Here is a 19,431-nt window from a genome sequence, read left to right on the forward strand (position 1 = left end):
CGATAATTATTAAATCTTGTGGGGTGGGCATCTTGCCCGATAATTATTAAATCTTGTGGGGTGGGCATCTTGCCCGATAATTATTAAATCTTGTGGGGTGGGCATCTTGCCCGCCAGATTTATACAAATTAAATACACAACAGCTGATAATCTCAAATTGTTTGCCTAAGTCCCGCTAATAATTCGTTTTCGCAATTCATCAGCTATTAATATCAACGGTGGACAAAACAATAAAATTAGCAAATATGATGGTTTTAAAGCTGCGGTAGAGAAGATTTTTTGCAGAGTAGGAGAATAAATAATAGAGAGAATTAGAAACCATTCCACCGCAATTCCTGCCCAAATCAAGCGGTTAGTAAAAAACCCCAAACGCAAAATCGAAAACCGTTCTGAACGACAGGCAAAAACGTTACCATCTTGACAAGCCACAATTACGGCTAAAGTCATTGTTGTTGCTTGATGATAAATGGCCATTGTAGCGGCATTAGCCGAGTGCGATAAAATACTGGTACTAAGTGCCTGTAATTGGGTCATATTATAACCATTTGTCCACCAAACAAAGAAAAATCCCCCCATACCTGCCAAACCTTCCAGCAGTCCTAAAAAGCAGTAAGCACGTAACAATAAAGGTAAATCTAAGAGTGGTTGGGATTTTTTGCGGGGTGGTAACTCCATTGAACCAGCTTCCGGTTTTTCTGCCCCTAATGCCAGTGCGGGCAGCATATCTGTACCTAAGTCAATGGCTAATATCTGCAAAATTACCAGGGCTGGGGGTATTTTCAAAAACACCATTGCCAGGAAAGGCAAAAACTCCGCCATATTGGAAGCGAGAATATAAGTCATGAATTTGCGGATGTTTTGATACACTGACCGACCTTGTTCAACGGCGGCGACAATGGTGGCAAAATTATCATCTATGAGAACAATATCCGCAGCTTCACGGGCAACATCAGTACCGCTAATTCCCATAGCAATGCCGATATTAGCAGCGCGTAAAGCGGGGGCATCGTTGACACCATCACCAGTAACAGCGACGACATGACCAAGGGTTTTATATGCTTCCACTAATCTGAGTTTCTGTTCTGGCATTACCCTGGCAAATACTAACCCGGTTTTGTGTTTGTGGAGGATTTGGCGCAATTGGGTATCAGAAAGATGTCCCAATTGTTCACCAGTGATGATTCTGGGTTTACCGTTGGCTAAACCAATACGTTGTGCAATTGCTGCCGCTGTTAAGCCATAATCACCTGTAATCATCGTCACTTGAATCCCGGCACGATGACAAAGAGCGATCGCATCGGCAACTTCTGGCCGCGCTGGATCAATCATCGCCACCAATCCCAAAAAAGTCAAATCCTGTTCTAACAAATTATCATCTAAGTGATTTAATTCCGCCCCACCTTGCCTAGTAGCCACCCCCAAGACACGATAACCTTGACTTGCTAATTGATCATTAGCCGCGACAACTTCCTCCCGCTGGGTTGGGGTCAATTCCAGCCTTTCCCCTGAATGCCATAAATACCGCGAATGTTGCAATACATCTAAAGTTGATCCCTTGGTAAAAATCAAATACTGGGAATTTTCCCTATCATCTAACTGCAAATTTCCCTGTAATAAAACCGTCATCATTCGCCGGTGAGAATCAAAAGGAATTTCCCGAACCCTTGGGGCTTGGTGTTGCAACTCCTCCAACTTCAACCCCGCCTTAATAGCAGCCACCAATAACGCCCCTTCCGTAGGATCACCCAATACTTGCCATTGATGAGAATTAGGGGGATGATTTAACCGCGCATTAGAACAGAGTGCCGCACCAGCCAACATTAACCGCACCTGAGACATATCCCTCAAACCCTCATTTCTCCGCGTCCTCTGTGCCTCTGTGGTTCGTAAATCCTCCGTAATAATTTCCACTTCTCCCTTGGGTTCATAACCCACCCCAGTCACATTAATCTGAGTATTGGGAATCCACAATTGGCGGACAGTCATTTCATTTTTAGTCAAAGTCCCAGTTTTATCGGTGCAAATAACAGTTGTTGCACTCAGGGTTTCCACCGCTGACAAACGCCGCACCAAAGCATTTTTAGCGGCCATGCGTTTGACACCAATAGCTAAGGCTAGACTGACAGTAGGTAATAAACCTTCGGGGACAAATGCCACAATAATACCAATGGCAAAAATGAAACTTTCTTTGAGTTGCATTCCTACCAGCAACTTAGTTAATAAAAATATCACCACCCCCATACTCAAAGCAATGATGGTAATGATGTGAACTACTCTGGAAATTTGCACTTCTAAAGTGCTGGCTTCCCGCTTCACATGGGCTGTAAGATGGGCGACTTGACCAAATTCCGTATGTGTGCCTGTGGCATAGACTACCGCCAGTCCCCGACCGGCGGCCACGGTAGAACCTGCAAATACTAAGTTACTAGCTTCTGAAGCATGGATATTGGCGGCGGTGACAGGTTCGCTAATGCGGGGAACGGGCAAAGATTCTCCTGTGAGTACGGAAACATCTACATATAAAGATTGACTTTGAATAATTCTGGCATCAGCGGATATCTTATCACCTTCTTCTAACTGCATGACATCGCCGCTAACTAATTCACGGGCAGCAATTACAGATAATTTTCCATCTCGAAAAACTTTGGCTTGGGAAGGTAAGATTTTTTTCAGGGCTGATAAGGCTTTTTCCGCTTGATATTCCTGCCAAAAACTAAAGATAGCATTAATCCAAATTACTGCCCAAATTGCCCAACCTAATTCTGGTGTTTGGGAAATAAAAGCTAATATTCCCGCTACCCACAACAGCAAGGCCATAAAATGGGTTAATTGGTCGGTAAAACGGAGAATTAAAGGGCGTGTTTGGGGTTCGGGTAGTTCGTTATAACCAGATTGTTTTAATCTTAAATTTGCTTCCGCCTCGCTGATACCTTGGGGCGTGGTTATGAGGGTCTTGTAAACATCTGTAGGTGTCAGCGTCCAAATATGAAAGTTGGAATCCATACTTTTGGTATCAATCGGGCTTTGGCTTTGATTCTGATTTTGACATTTTAGATGCTGAGTCTATACCTGTTCATCTGTCTGAGGTGTGGGGTGGGTTTTTGAGGGTGGTGAGAAGGATTTAAAATTAATAGATAGTAACAGATGCAAAATCCTAACTCAACTTGTTAGTTTACTTTAACTTACACCTATTTGATAGGTTATCAAACCTACATCAAGGTCAACAACTACTGTTCCTCCGTGATTTTTTTCCACCTGTCGCCAGACATCATAGCCCATTAAAATGGCCTTCTCCCAATCTCCTAGCGAACATTGAGAAACTTCTAAATGAGATGTCATATTTTTAATAGTCTTCAATAGTTGATAATCTAAAGTTGAAACACCTTCTAATAAACCATGATCTTTAGCATAGCTAAATACAAGTGCTGATATACCTTCTTCAATAGCTACTGCACGACCTCCATCTTCAACTTCGTCAATAAGAGGATTACTTTTGCGCTTACGTTTTAGGATACTGCGAGTAACTACAGACCACCCTAAAACTGCTGCATAGGCAAAATGAAAAATGTCATGAAAGCGGTAGCCATCACTTTTATAAGAATTATCAGTAAGGTCATTTCCTATCTGTTCTTTGTTAATAAATGCCTTCATTTTGACTGAATTATCTTGGCTGACTTCCGTAATTTCTACTTCAAATTGTCGTGGTAAACTTTCATGTTCTGGAAATTCATTATCAAAGATGTAACTTGTATTTTTATTATCTGTTTCTGTTGAATCTCTCCATCCCCAACGGTCATTGCACTTTCTTAAATTATCTTCTGCAATTTCTTGTAAATTGAGGTTAAACTTACTGGCTATATTGGAAATATACCAAAGCATATCTCCCAATTCTTCCGCAATTCCTTCTTTAAATAATTTGTGTGCATCTCCATCGCGTAAATGTTTTTTATATTCTGTCATCAATGAACCAACCTCACCAACTAAACCTAGTAAGGGTATGATTAATTCACTACCTTCAACAGCAGGAATCTGATCGGTATTCAGTGCTTCTGTTTGATATTCAGCAAAATTCATAATGCAATTCCTTAAATATTTGATAATTTATTTTTTGGAAGCCCCGTTTTTAATAAAAATCTTTCTTTCGTCAAGAGATCGATCACGTTGTAGCGGGTGGCGTGGATGTCCATTTTTTGTTAAATCATCACCATTACCTTTACTATCAACAAGATAATAAAGTGTTTTACAAGAAATGAGATTTAGCACTTCTTCCACACGATATTTCTTCGCACTGGAATTATCAAGCCCCGCTCCCCACGCCACAATAATTGACTCAGCACGTTTTGTGGCTGATAGAATATAAAGGTTATTGTTGTGTCCCACAATGTCATCTCCTTTTTTAAGTGCTTCATTGAGTTCTTTGGGTTCTGTTGCAATATAAGCGAATAAATTAACTACTTCAAGAGAACCATAATTCCATGACCTAGCCAAGTCAATACATTTCTTGATAGTGGGATCATTTTCCTCTTCCCCTGCACCAGCCGTACTTGGGTTAAGCATTACAAAGGTAACTTGCGGCAAATTTTCATCCCATATACGCCGTAGTAAATAGCGACATTTTCTCTTTTTTGGATCTTTATAGTCGAACTTAGCATATCCTGGTTTTCTTTTCTTATTCATGTTTTACCCTGAATTACTGTTGATTTATAAATAGTATAAGATATCAAAACAGACACAACTGTTGAGATTTTTCTGTATCTGGATTTTGAAAAAGGCTTGATTTTTTTATCGGAGTTTTTTGCCCATTTTTGTTATGTTGTTTTGATATACAATTTGGAATTTCAGATGTAGTTTTTACTAAAGAATCTAACTCTAAAGATAATTGCTGACCATTATCCTGCAAATTAGGAATTTCTAATGGTGGTAATCTCTGTGCTAAAGTTTCTTGAACTTGATCATTAATACACCATTTAGGTGGATAAAAATAATCAATTGGTTGAGGAGTTGCTGTGAATTTGGCTTTGATCTTTTTGCGATTACTTTTTAAATCAGGAAAAGCGGCTCGACAGTATTTATCAGTTTCACAAAAAAGATTTTGACAGTCTATAGCTTTGAGTGGACGACCCCAGAGAGATTTAAAATTTAAACCCAAACGTTGAAATTGATTTTCTTGATTTTCTGTCATCCAATAAATGATATCAGCATAACTTTTTCCTTTAGTATCAATAAAACATTTATCAATACCCCGTTCTGCACCTGGTCCTGCTATAGTAAAACTATTCTCATCAAAGTTGATAACTTCACTATAATTAATATCTGTTGCTAATTGGTAAGCCATAAACTTACCTAACAATGGATATGATTCAAGAATATGAAAAATCTCTTCTAAACTTTTAGCTTTCACTATGCGATTAATTACCCTGTCCTTGACAACCATTTTATCAATTAATGCTAAATGATTCTGGTGCTTTTTATCATAACCAAACTCCTTACTGGCACAAGACATATAAGCACTGGTATAAATCACATATCCAATATTCATAGCTTCTTGTAATATGTTTGAATATCCCTCTAAATCAAAATTAGACAGTGTAATATAATCCCCTATTTTGCTTTCTAAATATTCCCAAGTTTCTATTTTATTGAAAATTTTAAACAGCAGTATCCTAAATAACACTTCTTCTTCATTTTGACTCTTATTCTCATCATAAATTACATTCTTGATCAGATATTGAGAAACCCGATCACTGACTCGATAAGCATTACAAAATTTATAAGTATTAAGAATAGGATCGCTTGTCCAAGGTGGTCGTACATTTTTAAGTTTGTTGAAAAAAACTTCTTGACGCATAGCAGCAAATCGCCAATAGGTATCAAAAATTTCTTGTCTTACTTGCATAAACTATTTTCCTTGCTTCTCGTCATCAATATCAATCCTTCATCAATTATGGAATAATACAGTGAAGTTAAACCCAAAATTAATATTATCAAACTTTTGATCGGGTTGCGCTTTCGCTTAACCCAATACCATATTAGGATTACTAAAAGATTGATTAATTAAACTAATTGCTGCTCTTTTTAAAAGAAGTCCTTGTTTAGAAAAAGCATTTAACAATTCAGTAAATACCATTTCACTTGTGACTATACGTATATTAGGCAATAAAGATGCAGTCACATTTCTAGCTTTAAGATGCAATTCATCATGAGGATTTAGTAGAGCAATCCAATAACCTGTATCAGCAAATACTTTTTTCATTCTTCACTCTTGGGTGAACCATATAAATAGTAATCTAAATTTTTTGACATATCAGGTGGTAGCTTTTCCCATTCTGTTTGAGGAATTTGGCTAGTAATATCATCAATGAAATTTCAAAAAGATGGAGATGATAAGTTATTGCTAACATCTCCAGTTTGACTTTCGGAAGTTCTTTGCTTAAACCTGTTTTTAATGAAGAGTAAGAAATTTAAGACTTCTTCAATTACAAAATCCGGTGATTGAGTAATTTCTTTGATTAGTTCTTCTTTTGTTGTCATGATTTCACCTCATTTATTTCTTGACTTGACTTATATCATCTCTGTTATTTTACTCTAGCTTACACCTATTTAATAGGTTATCAAGCCCTGTATATTGATATTTATTCAATCCTGTAAATCCTTAAATCCTGGATATCCTGATTCAGACAATTAGGGTAGGCAAAATTGCCCACCCCAGATTGCTTTGGGTCTTTGTGCCTTTGCGTGAGACTATTTCAAATTAATTCCCTTCCCGCAACTTATCCAACACACTGCGATCCTCCAAAGTCGAAGTATCTCCCGACACCTCTTGACCTGCTGCTAAATTCCGCAATAACCGACGCATGATTTTACCAGATCGCGTTTTTGGCAAAGCATCAGTAAAGCGAATTTCACCGGGACGAGCGATCGCTCCAATCTCACTTACAACGTGCTTTTTCAGTTCCTTACTTAACTCCTCACTGGCTTGATAAGTTCCCTCTAAAGTGACAAAAGCTACAACTTCCTCACCTTTCAATTCATCCGGTTTACCCACTACAGCAGCCTCAGCCACCGCCGGATGAGACACTAGGGCTGATTCTACTTCCATTGTTCCCAAGCGGTGTCCAGAGACGTTCAGGACATCATCTACGCGCCCCATGACCCAGAAATAGCCATCTTCATCCTTCCTCGCACCATCGCCAGCAAAGTACGTATATTTACCATCTGTGGGCGGAATATGTTCCCAATAAGTCCGCCGGAAACGCTCAGGATCACCGTACACAGTCCGCATCATTCCCGGCCAAGGATGACGAATGGCTAAATAACCACCTTCATTATCAGGAACGGAATTACCTTCTAAATCCACTACATCCGCAATAATACCGGGAAAAGGTAGGGTGGCTGAACCGGGTTTTGTAGGAATTGCTCCAGGTAAGGGTGTAATCATAATCCCACCGGTTTCCGTTTGCCACCAGGTATCAACTATTGGGCAACGTTCACCACCGATAATTTTTTGATACCATATCCAAGCTTCGGGGTTAATCGGTTCACCGACAGTTCCCAGTAATCTCAGAGAAGAAAGATTACGTTTATTAGGATGATGTTCACCCATTTTAATAAAGGCACGAATGGCGGTTGGTGCAGTATAAAAAATGGTCACGCCGTATTTTTCAATCACATCCCAGAAGCAACCGGGATTAGAAGCACGGGGCGCACCTTCATACATGACAGTGGTTGCACCGTTGGAGAGGGGTCCATAAACTATATAGCTATGTCCTGTAATCCAACCGACATCGGCAGTACACCAATATACATCTGTGTCCTGAAGATCAAAAATCCATTTGGTAGTAATATGACTGTATAAGTTATAACCTCCTGTGGTGTGAACTACCCCTTTCGGTTTTCCTGTACTACCGGAAGTGTAGAGAACAAATAGCATATCTTCACTATCCATTGGTTCTGCGGGACAATCCGCAGAAACGCCTTTTTGTAAATCGTGCCACCAATGGTCACGACCTGCTGCCATTTGTATTGTTTGATTTGTGCGTTTGACAACTAGCACATCTGTAATACTGGGGACTGCATTGTTTTCTAAAGCCTTGTCTACCTGTTCTTTGAGGGGGACAATTGCATCCTTGCGCCAACCACCATCCGCTGTGATTACTATCTTTGCTTCCGCATCATTTAAGCGATCGCGTAATGCTTCAGCACTAAAACCACCGAAAACAACGCTATGGGGTGCGCCAATTCTGGCACAGGCTAACATAGCTATGGCGGCTTCGGGAATCATTGGCATATAAATACCAATGCGATCGCCTTTTTTCGCGCCTAATTGTTTTAGTACATTAGCGAATTGACAAACTTCTCGATGTAATTGGGAGTATGTCAGGGTGCGAGAATCTCCCGGTTCTCCTTCCCAAATCAACGCAGCCTTATTTTTCCGCCAGGTAGTGAGATGTCTGTCAAGACAGTTATAAGAAATATTAATCTTACCGTTGACAAACCACTTGACAAAAGGCGGTTGCCAATCTAGTACAGTGTCCCATTTTTGAAACCAGTGTAACTCATTTTCTGCCAATTCTGCCCAAAATTGCTGAGGATCGGCTTTTGCTTGGTCGTAAAGACGCTGATAGTCTGCTAAACTTTTGATATGGGCATTTTGCGAAAAATCACTGTCAGGCGGAAATAGCCGCTTTTCCTGTAAAATGGATTCTATAGTTGGTTGAGACATGATGGATAAAAACGATATTGTGGCTAAAACTATTCTTAACTAAGTTGTACTAAATAATGTTGAGATTTTCATAAAGCTGCACTGAATGTAAAGATTATTTACTGATATGCCCATCTCATCCTACTTTGGTAGGAAAATTAAACAACGCTGAATTTATCAGTGCTGTAGTAAAATAAAATAATGATGATGTTTTTAACAATCTTATTTACCGATCAAGTTCGATATAAGCCTTTAGTAACTAAGTTAGTGTTTTACCATAGGATACAGTTTGCAAGCCAAAGAAATTAAGGATAAATTAAACCTACTGATTGAACAAGCCTCTGAAATAGATCCAAGTCTCATGACAAAATTAATAGAGATCAACCGTTGGATTAAACATATCAAGCTTGGTTCTCTGATGTCCAAACCAATTGTCGTGGCTTTTTTATTAGAAGTGATTACAGACTCTAGAGTTTGGTTAGCAATTAGATCTCTACCCTCCGCAGAAGAGCAAAAACTACAGTTTGAGCAAATGACCGCCAATGAAAGATATTGGTACGGTTATCTATTTCCTAAATGGATAAACGCCACAGACACCAAATTTTATATTTGGAAGAAAAAAATGATGGCGGGGGAATTTAATCAAGCTGATAGTGATATCATTAAATATATAGCTCAAGATATTGTCCATCGTGAAGGGAATTTTTGGCGGCGTTATATAGCTGACCTTTCTATGGCCACAGACCTCATTGTCAGTAATCATCAAAATAAACCACTCTGTATTCAAGTCACAAGTGTTAGTGAAGAATTTCATGCTCAAAAATATCAAAAGTGGCAAAATGCACTGCAATTGTGGGAAATAGAAAGAGGATTATTCTTGAGTTATAATCCGCAAGAAAATGATTTCATTCAACAATTAGTCAATGTTGCACTGTATAACAGTGATCATCTGGCCGAAGGAAAGTATATGAATTTTTCCTGATTCCTAAATATTAAAATCGAAATCTGTGTCCTAGCCAACATCATTAATCTGCTGAAAATGCCATTTATGGTTAATCAACAACAAACTAATAGCAACGCTCAACTCGAAAATCTGACTGAAGCGTTAGCAGTAGCCCGGAATATGCAGCAAGATTGGTTAAATTATGGATTAAATTTTGTTCATATTTATGTAGAAGATGTAGAAAGTGATTGGTTAGAAACTTGGGGAGATGATCAAATATCTAGTCCGTTATTTGATGCTATTAAAGAATTTTTGGTTAGTGATGATGATGTAGCTATAAAAATTAGAAAGTATTTAGGAGATATATCATTGTTTGATTTAGCAGTAGATTTAGAAGAATGTTTGAGAATTTCTAGAGATAATGATCAAATATCCGCTGTGAAAGATGTATTAGCAGGTGATTTTGATATTGATGATCTGGAATTATTATATCTAGCTGATAATTTTGTCAATAAAGTGTCATCAAAGTGTCACACAAAATTATAATCAAAATTATAATATTCAGTTCCTAGTCAGGGCTAAAGCCCTGATTTTTAGGAATCAAGTGATAACTACGAGCTAGGGTAAGTTATGAAGCTGAAATAAAGATCAGATAGTATTGTTGGCTGGGGCGGGCTAGAAGCCCACCCCACAATCAATATATCACCACAATCAATATATCATTAGTCTCTAAAAGAGAGAGATTAACATAAAAATAAAGCAATCGCTTACCATAATTCAGGAAAAAATCGCTTTATTATTTATATCATCAAATTCAGTCTATTGACCAGTGATCACCAAATTTGAAGTCAGAGTAATATCTAAATCCTGTTCAGGTTTAAGCACAAAAACCTCAGCTTTTTGTTTTCGCAATAATACACTAGCTAAAGCCCCCGCTGCTGCGCCACCCACAGGTTCTAAAACTTCAATTTTCTTGTTACCTGTTACCAAAGAAATCAGACTAGCAGCACCCGCACCAATAGCCGCATCAGTTAATATTTGTCCAGTGCTTGATCCTTTGGTAATTGTTTCTGTTTGGGTGATGGTTTTAGAGTTAGCAAAAATCTGTAATCTTTGTCCAGAAGGAAATACCAATTCTCTAGCTACAAAACGCACACCTTGCTGGTTATTGATAGAAGATCGAGTATTTAATCTTACTGGTTGTAATTCACCGATAACTTGAGTATTAGCAGGAATTAAAATATTTCTGTTACTATCAGTAATATTGTCAGCTATTTTCAAAGTTAAGGCTAATGTTTCACCGGGTTTGACAATAACTTTCTCCTTTTCGTAGGTGACAGGTAAAGTTACATTGGAGGGAATACTAATTGTCCGTGATTGATTGAGATTAAATCCTTGAGCAAAAACAGGACTAAAAGATAAAAATGGGGTAGCTGCACCTGTTGTAATGGCTATGGCCATGAGTGCGGCTGTGCTAGATTGCCAACGGATAGAATTACTCATGATAGGACTGCCAATAATATATGATATGTATGGTGACGCGGATTAACTAAGATAGTTTCTTAGCCGCATCCCTGTTTACTGACCTTTACATAGTTTGATTTCTTTACGCCGACTTACTTAATTTAAACTTATACATAAAATTACCTATTACCCATTACCTATACCCTGATTAAAAATGGCTATGATCTAAATGCCATTTTTGACTTTGCTAATTTTCAAAACATCAGTCATTGTTGCACAGTAATTTGGTAAATTGAAACTGCTAGGATTAATAGCATTAGCATAGTTAAAATGACGATAATTCATACAGAATCTATCCCAAGCTGCCATTTGAATGCGAAATAAGACAATAATTAAATTAGCTAAACCCAAAGACAAAGGAATGCGGAAATAAATCTTTTTATTGAAATAAGCACAAACTTCTTCTATAGCTTGATTAACAGTTAGGGAAGATTGCCCCAAAACAAATCGGCGTGGATCTCCGGGTTGTAGTGGATAATCGATTAAATATTGGATAATTGTGGCAATATCTCGGCCATGAATGAAGTGAAAACTAGCATCTGCTTGTAAGAAACGAATGATATTAATATAGTTAGTAACTTCGGGAATACCAGAGGTGAGATGAGAATAGGGTTTTTTATCATCACCACCTAAAACTAAGGTAGGAAAAACTGTGGTAATTTTGGGAAAAATTGCTAACTTTTCAATTTGGTGTAAACAGTCATATTTAGAACGGATATAATCTGTACCAATTTCTCCAGCTTCTTTGAGTGGTTTGTTTTCGTGATTTAAAACACTGGCTGTGGAGAAATAAATTACTTGTTGACATTTTTCTGGATTTAGCAGGTTCATTAATTCTAGAGTTTTGAAGACATTAATATCAAAAATGCCCTCACCACCCCAGGAAGTGGCTGTTAATACAGCGATATCAATGGTTTTGAGTAAATTAGAGAATTTACCAATTTCTCGCATATCACCCTGAAGAATGGTGATACCTGGACGAACTGTAGTATCTACTTGTAGTTTATTGGGGTTTCTAACTAGGAGATACAATTCGTGATTGGTGTTTTGAATTAAGGCTTCGCTGATATAGTGACCGATACAGCCACTTGCACCTGTAACTAAAATACGTTTTTTGGGCATGAATTTGGATGTTGGGGTTTTTGGGTATGCTTGAGTTCAGTGCGTAATTGTAGCATGATTTGAGGAGATAGATCCCCGATTTCTTTAAGAAATCGGTGATATGGGTGTTAGTTAAGTTATATATTTTTTTAAATGAACCCCTCCAGACGCAGAGAAATGAGTTTTTGAGAGATTTTGCGTAAATCTTGATTAATTAGGGTAAAATTACAATAAAGCCTTGGTGGTGAGTCTATGCGTCAATGTCTTAATCCTGACTGTCTTTTTCCTAACCCTGATAATTTTCAATATTGTCAAAAGTGCGGTAATAAGTTACTTTTGCGTGAAAGGTATATACCTAAATCAATTTTAGGTCAGGGTGGTTTTGGTAGAACATTTTTAGCTATTGATGAGGATAAACCATCAAAACCTTATTGTGTAATTAAACAATTTTTACCCCAAGCACAGGGAACAGATAGTATTGAAAAAGCATCCCAGTTATTTTCACAGGAAGCACAACGTTTAGAGGAGTTAGGTAAGCATCCTCAAATACCTGAGTTAATGGCTTATTTTACATCCGATAATCGTCAATATTTAGTACAGGAATTTGTGAAAGGTGAAACTCTACAAACTGAGTTAGATAAAAATGGCGTTTTTTCTGAACAGCAAATTAGAGGATTATTAAGAGAACTGTTACAGATATTGGAGTTTGTTCATAGTCAACAGGTAATTCACCGAGATATTAAACCAGAAAATATTATTCGCAGTAGTGACAATCAGTTATTTTTAGTAGATTTTGGTGCGGCGAAAATAGTCAAGTCACAGCAACGCACAGCTACAGGGACAATTATTGGATCTGCTGAATATTGCGCTCCTGAACAGTCAATAGGTAAACCATTATTTATTAGTGATTTATATAGTTTAGGGGTAACTTGTTTGCATTTATTAACAGGAATGAGTCCGTTTGATTTATATAGTCCAATGGAAGGAGAATGGGTATGGAGAGATTATTTGAATGGAAATGTGGTAAGTGATGAATTAGGAAAGATTTTGGAAAAATTAGCAAGTCCTATTGCGAAATATCGTTATCAATCTGTAAAAAAAGTGATGCAGGAGTTATATTTTGTAGATCAAAAACCTAATTCTCAACCACCTTTTGACAAACCTGAAATATCTGTTATCAAAGTACCCAGTCAGTATCAAAAACTAGAGAAATTGTTAGCAGATGGTAAATGGAAAAAAGCAGATGACGAAACAAGACGGATAATATTGACACTTGCTAACCGGGGAATACCAGGTTATTTAACCATAGACAATGTTCTTGATATTCCCAGTGAAGACATTAGCATTATAGACAATTTATGGGTAAAGAATAGTAATCGACGCTTTGGTTTTTCTGTACAAAAGCAGATTTATGAAAGTGTGGGGGGAACAACAACTTACAACCACCAAATCTGGAATAAATTTATAGATCAGGTAGGATGGAGAAAAGGAGAAAATTTACTCTCTGATAATGAAATTACCTTTGACATAAAAGCACCAAAAGCGCATCTTCCCTTTTTTCCCGTAGGTTCGATATGGTGGTGGAAAGTAGTTATTAGTTTGTATTCTCAAGATGATTACTGGAAAGCGGTTATAATAGTTCTGATCTTGCGTTCATAATAGTAAACTGTAAAATCTGAAGATTATAGAAAAAAAACTAATTCTGAATCAGGATAACCAGGATTAAAGGATGTACAGGATATTACCGTTAACTTACTAAAAATAACATCGTCTAAGATTCACGACTTCTATGTTTATTAAACTGAATAAATGATAAAGATTAAGAAAAGAAGTCGGGGATCTCAATATCCTAGTCACAGATCCACAATTTGAAAACAAGGTAAAATCAAAGAATAATCAACCAAAAGTGAACAATGGAAACCCAACAACTAAAAGCCCTGATCAAAGAAACTATTTTAGAACTGATAGAAGAAGAAAAATGGACAATTCAAAAAACCTTAATCCCAATTTTGATCAATAAAGAAAATGAAGAATGGAACAAATTTTTCTGAGAACAAGCTATGAGAGACTTAGAAAATGATCATCTTCCTGAATACACAGAATCCGATTTAACAGATACTTTTGGGTAAAATTGTGGCAATTTCTGAAGGAAGATTAAGAAGAATTAGACAAAATCTAGCAAATTGGATTTTAAAAGATTAAGTATATTTTGATGATTAAAGGATATTTCCTCATCTGTGTTTATCTGTGTTTATCTGCGTTCCCCAAAAATCAGGTGGGAAAAACCCACCCAAAAAATCAAACAGAAACTAAACCAAAGCGTTGAGGTTTTTTGCGGTTTCAAAGAAGAAAGCGACGTTTTCCTCTGGAGTTTCTGGTAATACACCATGTCCGAGATTAAGGATATGTCCCCAGTTACCGGCTTTGCGAACAGTGTCCAAAACGCGATCGCGGATAAATTCCTTAGAACCAAATAACACACCGGGATCAAGATTACCCTGTACTTTCACGTGCTTACCTAATCTGGCTCGTGCATCCGCCATATCTACTGTCCAGTCTACAGTAATAATATCAGCACCGGAGGTTGCCATTCTTTCCAAAAGTCCGGCGCTACCTGTCACCAACAAAATTAATGGTGTGTCAGGATGAGTTTGTTTCACCTTCTCAAATACCATTTTTTGATAAGGTAGAGCAAAGGTATCATAATCTTGAGGGCTTAATTGTCCAGCCCAAGAGTCAAACATTTGTACTACTTGAGCACCACAATCAATTTGATAGCGCACGTAATCTGCAATAGACTCAGCTAATTTAGTTAATAGCTGATGTAAAACAGTGGGATCTGAGAAGGCCATGTTTTTGATAATGGAATAGGTTTTAGAACCTTTACCTTCCACCGCATAAGCTGCTAAAGTCCAGGGTGCGCCGACAAAGCCTAATACCGTTGATTGATTACCTACTTCCTGCCGTAATGCTTGCAAAATCGTTTTAATGAACGGCAGTGCTGTTTCTGGATCTAAGGAATGCAGTTGATCAACTTGTTGTTTAGTGCGTATGGGCGAATAAATAATTGGTCCCTTCCCTTCCGCAATATCCATGTCAATCCCCATTCCTGGTAGGGGGGTGACAATATCGGAAAATAAAATTACTCCGTCGGGTTGAAAAGCTCTCCAGGGTTGGAGGGAAACTTCTATAGCTACTTCGGGGATTTCCGAGCGATCGCGGAAAGAAGGATATTTGTCCCGTAAATTCCGATATGCTTGCATATAGCGTCCCGCTTGTCGCATCATCCATACGGGGGGACGGTCTACTTGTTCACCACGAGCGGCGCGGAGGAGGAGAGGAGCCGTTGAGGAAAAACCCATTTAACAACTTGCCTTTATTTGCACTTTTATATTTGACATAACCGTTTGCCAAAACCTACTAAAATCTACTAATGTAGAAATGCGTAATAGTTCTTGTCTTTATAAAGGTAAAACCTTTAATGGTGCAACGGCTGCACTCGCTATCCCTTCTGTTGTATAAGCATTAGGGAATACTTTTCTAACAATTTGTAATGAACCCCTCGTCCTTTCATGAGCGAGGATTCCTTGACATTTCACTGACCGGTGCTACCGAAAAGTAGTCTGATCCAGTCTGGAGTGTCCGTTTATAGTCTCCCAATGCCCTGTGGCGACTATACTTAGTTTACTATAAAGCGGTCTTAGAAGGACGGGGCTTGTATCCGATTTTTTTCGGTCACCATATAGCTTATCATTCTCAGATTACCCTTGATTCGCTTGAGGGTTTAATTCCGGGGAGATGCCCTCCCTTATTTTTTGCCAGATTAAGAATATTGCTGTATTTGTACTCTTGAGCAAATTAAATCCACTATAAGCAATTATTTTTACCTTGTTCAGCGATTTCTCAAGCTTCTACCAAGTTTTGTCTATCTATTTATGACTCATTATGACTCAAATCAACTGCTAATTGTTCAAAATCTGGAAATTTTATTATTAATTGTTTTTTGCTGTCATCAGAACGAGTGGGGTGAGAGAGTAATTGTTGTAATAATTCAATTCCCCATTTTTGTAACTCCTGTGCAGTGGCTGTTTCTTCCAAACAGACAAACACCTTGATCAGAGATTGCAAAATTTCTAGGTACAATTCTGGAAAATCTTCTGGTGAGAGAGTGGATAGTGCCAGTTGGTATTCAGATATAGCATCATGCCAATAATCACGAAGTGCGAGATCTTTTTTCCCTTGCTCGTAGTAAGTATTAGCGATAGCTATATGTAATCTTGCCCAGCCTTCCGGGTGAGTATCTGGACGAAGATGCTTCAAACCCTCTTGATAACTTGCTAACTTGCCCTCATAGCCACCTAAGTTAAGAGCGGGATTAGACTTAGAAATGTTACTAACTACAATCAATGATGATTGGTAAGAGTTGAGATTAGCCGCAGCTACACCACGACCGAGCCAAGCTTCCCAATAGTCCATTTTAATTTGTAAAGCATTGTCATAACAGGAAATAGCTTGGGCGAAACGTTCTAAGTAAAATAGGGCTACAGCTTGGTTATACCAAGCGGGGTGAAAATCAGGTTTAATAGCTATGGCTTTTTGATAGGAAGCGATCGCCTCTTGACGATTACCTAAGTTTTCAAAAGACACACCCCGGTTATACCAAGCCAAATAAAATTCAGGTTGAATAGAGAGGGCTTGATCATAACTAGCAATTGCTTCCGCATATCTTTTTAAATTAAATAAGACTATACCCCGATCAATCCAAACCTCATGATAGTCCGGTCGTAGATTCAGGGCTTGATCATAACTAGCAATTGCTTCTACGTCTTGTTGAATCACAGCTAAAGCTATCCCTCGGTAGTACCAGGCCTCTGCGTCCTCATGTTGTAGCTTGATAGCTTGATCATAACTAGTAATTGCTTCCGAGATTAAACCTAATTTGAGTAATGCTAAACCCCTGTTAGACCAAGCTTCTTGGTAATCTGGCTGAATAGAGATTGCTTGATCGAAAGCAGCGATAGCCGGATCAAACTCTCCCAATTCGCAGAGAATACAGCCTCGACTGTACCAAACCTTGTATAAATCTGGTTTGAGTGCCAGTGTTTGGTCATAAGCGGCGATCGCCTCAGTAAATCGCTGTAAATGAAAGAGAACTAACCCCTGATGCCACCAATATTCATAAACTTGAGGTTGTAGTTGACTAGCGCATTGATATAAAGCCAAAGCGGCTAATAAATTTCCCGATTTAGCTTGCTGGAGACCTTGAGAAAATAAAGTTTCCGCCTGATTAGGAACAAATATTTCTGATCTTAGTTGAACAATCTGACCATCACGAATTGCCAAATCTGAAGCTAACTGCTCAACGAGATTAGTGCTTTGCTCCAACCGTACCATCAACTCATCTAAAGTGGATGCTAACTGAGGTTGTATCGCTATCAAGCTTTCCTTGAGGGGAGCTAACGGATCTGCAAATACTTCCTCAACATTTTCAGGAAGTTTGTGAATTGTATAGTCGTCACCGTGAGAGCCACTTACCGTCTTAGTCTTTTCTTTGGCAGTATTTTTAGACAAAGACTTACCAGTTGTCCCAGAAGAATTTGTCAATAAGTCCTCAATCAGTTGGGATACTGATTGGTCAGTAATAGTATCCACATCCTGATATGCCCATAATTCTTCACCTTGACGAAGTAATTCTTGACCAGGAATATCTAGCTCCTCTTGAGTGGGTATAGGGATGTCTAAGTCCTGTGGTTCTTGACCGCGCTCCTGGTCTTGGTTCATGTTGCGCCACAATAGCTGAATCCCAATATCATGGGACAGGTTGCCAACCTCACCAATACCCAACTCACCCAGTTGTACCATCCGTTGGGCTAACTCATGATTAGGCGCTGGAGAAGATAGTAATTTGTCACCATAAGTCAACAGCCAATCTAGCCAACGGTCAACAGTAATTCTTGGTTCCATGCGCTGCAAATACTTCAGCGCCCACCGTTCCCCTCGCGCTTGATGTACTCCTTCCAACAGTTCGTTAAATAAAAACCTAGATCCGCATTCGTAAGTTCTGGTGGCTGCTGTGCCACCAGATTACCTTGACTGGTCTGGGAATTGATGATCCCCAGACTGTCAAAGATGTACTGTAAAAATTCGTTAAGCCTCTGCAATAGCCACCTTAACATCTGCCAATTTATTGAATTTTTGCTTCTCCTAAATTGTAGCTATCGTCGTGTCTAGAAAATCATTAATTACGGAATCAACTCCAAAATTGGGATTTAATTACGTAAAATTATTTATAGCTACAGTGAACAAATCAAACTTAGTCATTGAGGTTAGTGACCAGGAGATGGAGTCAGAAACTCTTCCCATCACTAATCCTGATTATACAGAAGATTTATTAGCTTCATGATACTGATTAACCAAGGCTTGAATAATTTCTTCTGGATTATCTGTTTCCATTCCTAGTTGTTCGGCAACTTGCTGACATAGGTTTTCATCATCCTGCAACATCATAAGTAACTCATCTAGGGTAACAGTTTTGTATTCTTCTGTCGTTAGTTCTTCCTCCGTTTTGGTTGGTATTGAGGGATTATTTTGTACTATATCTGGTCCATCATATTCCCAAATTGGCTCTCCCGGATTGTTTGTTAAGATTTTCATACCTATATCGTAGGACAGATTACTGATTTCCCCAACTCTCAATTCACCGAGTTGAACTAATCTAGCTGCTAATTCATTATGAGGTCTAGAAGATGCTAATAATCTTTCCCCAAACCGATTTAACCATTCTAACCAGCGATCCGTGCTGACACGATCCTCAAGATTATCTAGCCATTTTTGCGTCCAGGTTTGTCCCTTGACTTGATGGACCCCTTCTAAAAGTTCTGTAAATAGAAATTCTAAATCTGTATCACTCAGGGGTGGTGCTACTGATTTTGGAACTTGTTCTCCAGCGGGGGTGAGATTTTGTTTACCAGCAAACAAGCGCAGGAAAAATTTTTTGATCCATTGAATTAGTTGCTTGAGCATCTGCGGCACCATTGATGTTGCTTCTTCAAATTTTAACGATGTCAGTGACTAGTACGGTGGCAAGGAAATGAGAAAATGCCATAACTTGTTAGAATGGTGAAACCCTTAATTTACCTGGGATATACGGATTTAAACCTGT

General features: G+C 38.4%; 16 protein-coding genes and 1 pseudogene. 4 read left to right on the top strand and 13 right to left on the bottom strand.

Annotation, left to right across the window (positions count from 1 at the left end):
- Positions 1–165: 165 nt before the first annotated feature.
- From H6F39_RS08625 to acs, 7 genes are all read right to left on the bottom strand, one after another.
- Entirely contained in the window at positions 166–3,003 is a 2,838-nt protein-coding gene (locus H6F39_RS08625; protein ID WP_190371613.1) for a cation-transporting P-type ATPase, read from the bottom strand.
- Positions 3,004–3,177: 174 nt separating this feature from the next.
- The gene (locus H6F39_RS08630; RefSeq protein ID WP_190371612.1) at positions 3,178–4,074 is read right to left on the bottom strand and encodes a nucleoside triphosphate pyrophosphohydrolase family protein; all 897 of its coding nucleotides are present in this window, start codon (positions 4,072–4,074) and stop codon (positions 3,178–3,180) included.
- 27 nt (positions 4,075–4,101) lie between these two features.
- Entirely contained in the window at positions 4,102–4,677 is a 576-nt protein-coding gene (locus H6F39_RS08635) for a DUF1643 domain-containing protein (RefSeq protein ID WP_190396553.1), read from the bottom strand.
- A gap of 43 nt (positions 4,678–4,720) precedes the next feature.
- Entirely contained in the window at positions 4,721–5,896 is a 1,176-nt protein-coding gene (locus tag H6F39_RS08640) for a nucleotide kinase domain-containing protein (protein WP_190396554.1), read from the bottom strand.
- Between the two features lie 117 nt (positions 5,897–6,013).
- A complete protein-coding gene (locus H6F39_RS08645; protein WP_199290891.1) occupies positions 6,014–6,253 on the bottom strand; it encodes a hypothetical protein in 240 nt (79 codons plus the stop codon).
- A gap of 113 nt (positions 6,254–6,366) precedes the next feature.
- Entirely contained in the window at positions 6,367–6,531 is a 165-nt protein-coding gene (locus tag H6F39_RS20670) for a DUF2281 domain-containing protein (RefSeq protein WP_236097133.1), read from the bottom strand.
- A gap of 220 nt (positions 6,532–6,751) precedes the next feature.
- Positions 6,752–8,722 (bottom strand): acetate--CoA ligase, encoded by a 1,971-nt coding sequence (acs, locus tag H6F39_RS08655; RefSeq protein WP_137908211.1) that lies wholly within the window; start codon positions 8,720–8,722, stop codon positions 6,752–6,754.
- A 268-nt stretch (positions 8,723–8,990) separates the two neighbouring features.
- Here acs and H6F39_RS08660 point away from each other — a divergent pair, with 268 nt between their 5' ends.
- A complete protein-coding gene (locus tag H6F39_RS08660) occupies positions 8,991–9,683 on the top strand; it encodes a hypothetical protein (RefSeq protein ID WP_190371610.1) in 693 nt (230 codons plus the stop codon).
- 66 nt (positions 9,684–9,749) lie between these two features.
- Positions 9,750–10,190: a hypothetical protein gene (locus H6F39_RS08665; protein ID WP_190371609.1), complete on the top strand. Its 441-nt coding sequence runs from the start codon at positions 9,750–9,752 to the stop codon at positions 10,188–10,190.
- Positions 10,191–10,463: 273 nt separating this feature from the next.
- Here H6F39_RS08665 and H6F39_RS08670 read toward each other — a convergent pair whose 3' ends face one another.
- Together H6F39_RS08670 and H6F39_RS08675 are read right to left on the bottom strand one after the other, a co-directional pair.
- A complete protein-coding gene (locus H6F39_RS08670) occupies positions 10,464–11,147 on the bottom strand; it encodes a conjugal transfer protein TrbI (RefSeq protein WP_137908208.1) in 684 nt (227 codons plus the stop codon).
- Positions 11,148–11,333: 186 nt separating this feature from the next.
- A complete protein-coding gene (locus H6F39_RS08675) occupies positions 11,334–12,290 on the bottom strand; it encodes an NAD(P)-dependent oxidoreductase (RefSeq protein WP_190371608.1) in 957 nt (318 codons plus the stop codon).
- Positions 12,291–12,521: 231 nt separating this feature from the next.
- On the opposite strand from H6F39_RS08675, the gene H6F39_RS08680 reads away from it, so the two are divergent.
- A complete protein-coding gene (locus H6F39_RS08680) occupies positions 12,522–13,928 on the top strand; it encodes a serine/threonine-protein kinase (protein ID WP_190371607.1) in 1,407 nt (468 codons plus the stop codon).
- A gap of 254 nt (positions 13,929–14,182) precedes the next feature.
- Positions 14,183–14,320: a hypothetical protein gene (locus H6F39_RS08685; protein WP_190371606.1), complete on the top strand. Its 138-nt coding sequence runs from the start codon at positions 14,183–14,185 to the stop codon at positions 14,318–14,320.
- Between the two features lie 258 nt (positions 14,321–14,578).
- Here H6F39_RS08685 and hemE read toward each other — a convergent pair whose 3' ends face one another.
- The 4 genes and pseudogenes from hemE to H6F39_RS08700 form a co-directional block, all read right to left on the bottom strand.
- Positions 14,579–15,631 (bottom strand): uroporphyrinogen decarboxylase, encoded by a 1,053-nt coding sequence (gene hemE, locus H6F39_RS08690; protein WP_190371605.1) that lies wholly within the window; start codon positions 15,629–15,631, stop codon positions 14,579–14,581.
- 99 nt (positions 15,632–15,730) lie between these two features.
- The gene (locus tag H6F39_RS20495; protein WP_190371604.1) at positions 15,731–15,868 is read right to left on the bottom strand and encodes a hypothetical protein; all 138 of its coding nucleotides are present in this window, start codon (positions 15,866–15,868) and stop codon (positions 15,731–15,733) included.
- 307 nt (positions 15,869–16,175) lie between these two features.
- A pseudogene (locus H6F39_RS08695) lies at positions 16,176–18,445 on the bottom strand (tetratricopeptide repeat protein); the annotation flags it as partial.
- Positions 18,446–18,644: 199 nt separating this feature from the next.
- Positions 18,645–19,292 carry a hypothetical protein gene (locus H6F39_RS08700; protein ID WP_242028629.1) on the bottom strand — a complete coding sequence of 216 codons (648 nt, stop codon included), beginning with the start codon at positions 19,290–19,292 and terminating at the stop codon, positions 18,645–18,647.
- Positions 19,293–19,431: the final 139 nt, after the last annotated feature.

Source organism: Dolichospermum sp. FACHB-1250 (genome assembly GCF_014696335.1).
GTDB lineage: Bacteria > Cyanobacteriota > Cyanobacteriia > Cyanobacteriales > Nostocaceae > Dolichospermum > Dolichospermum planctonicum.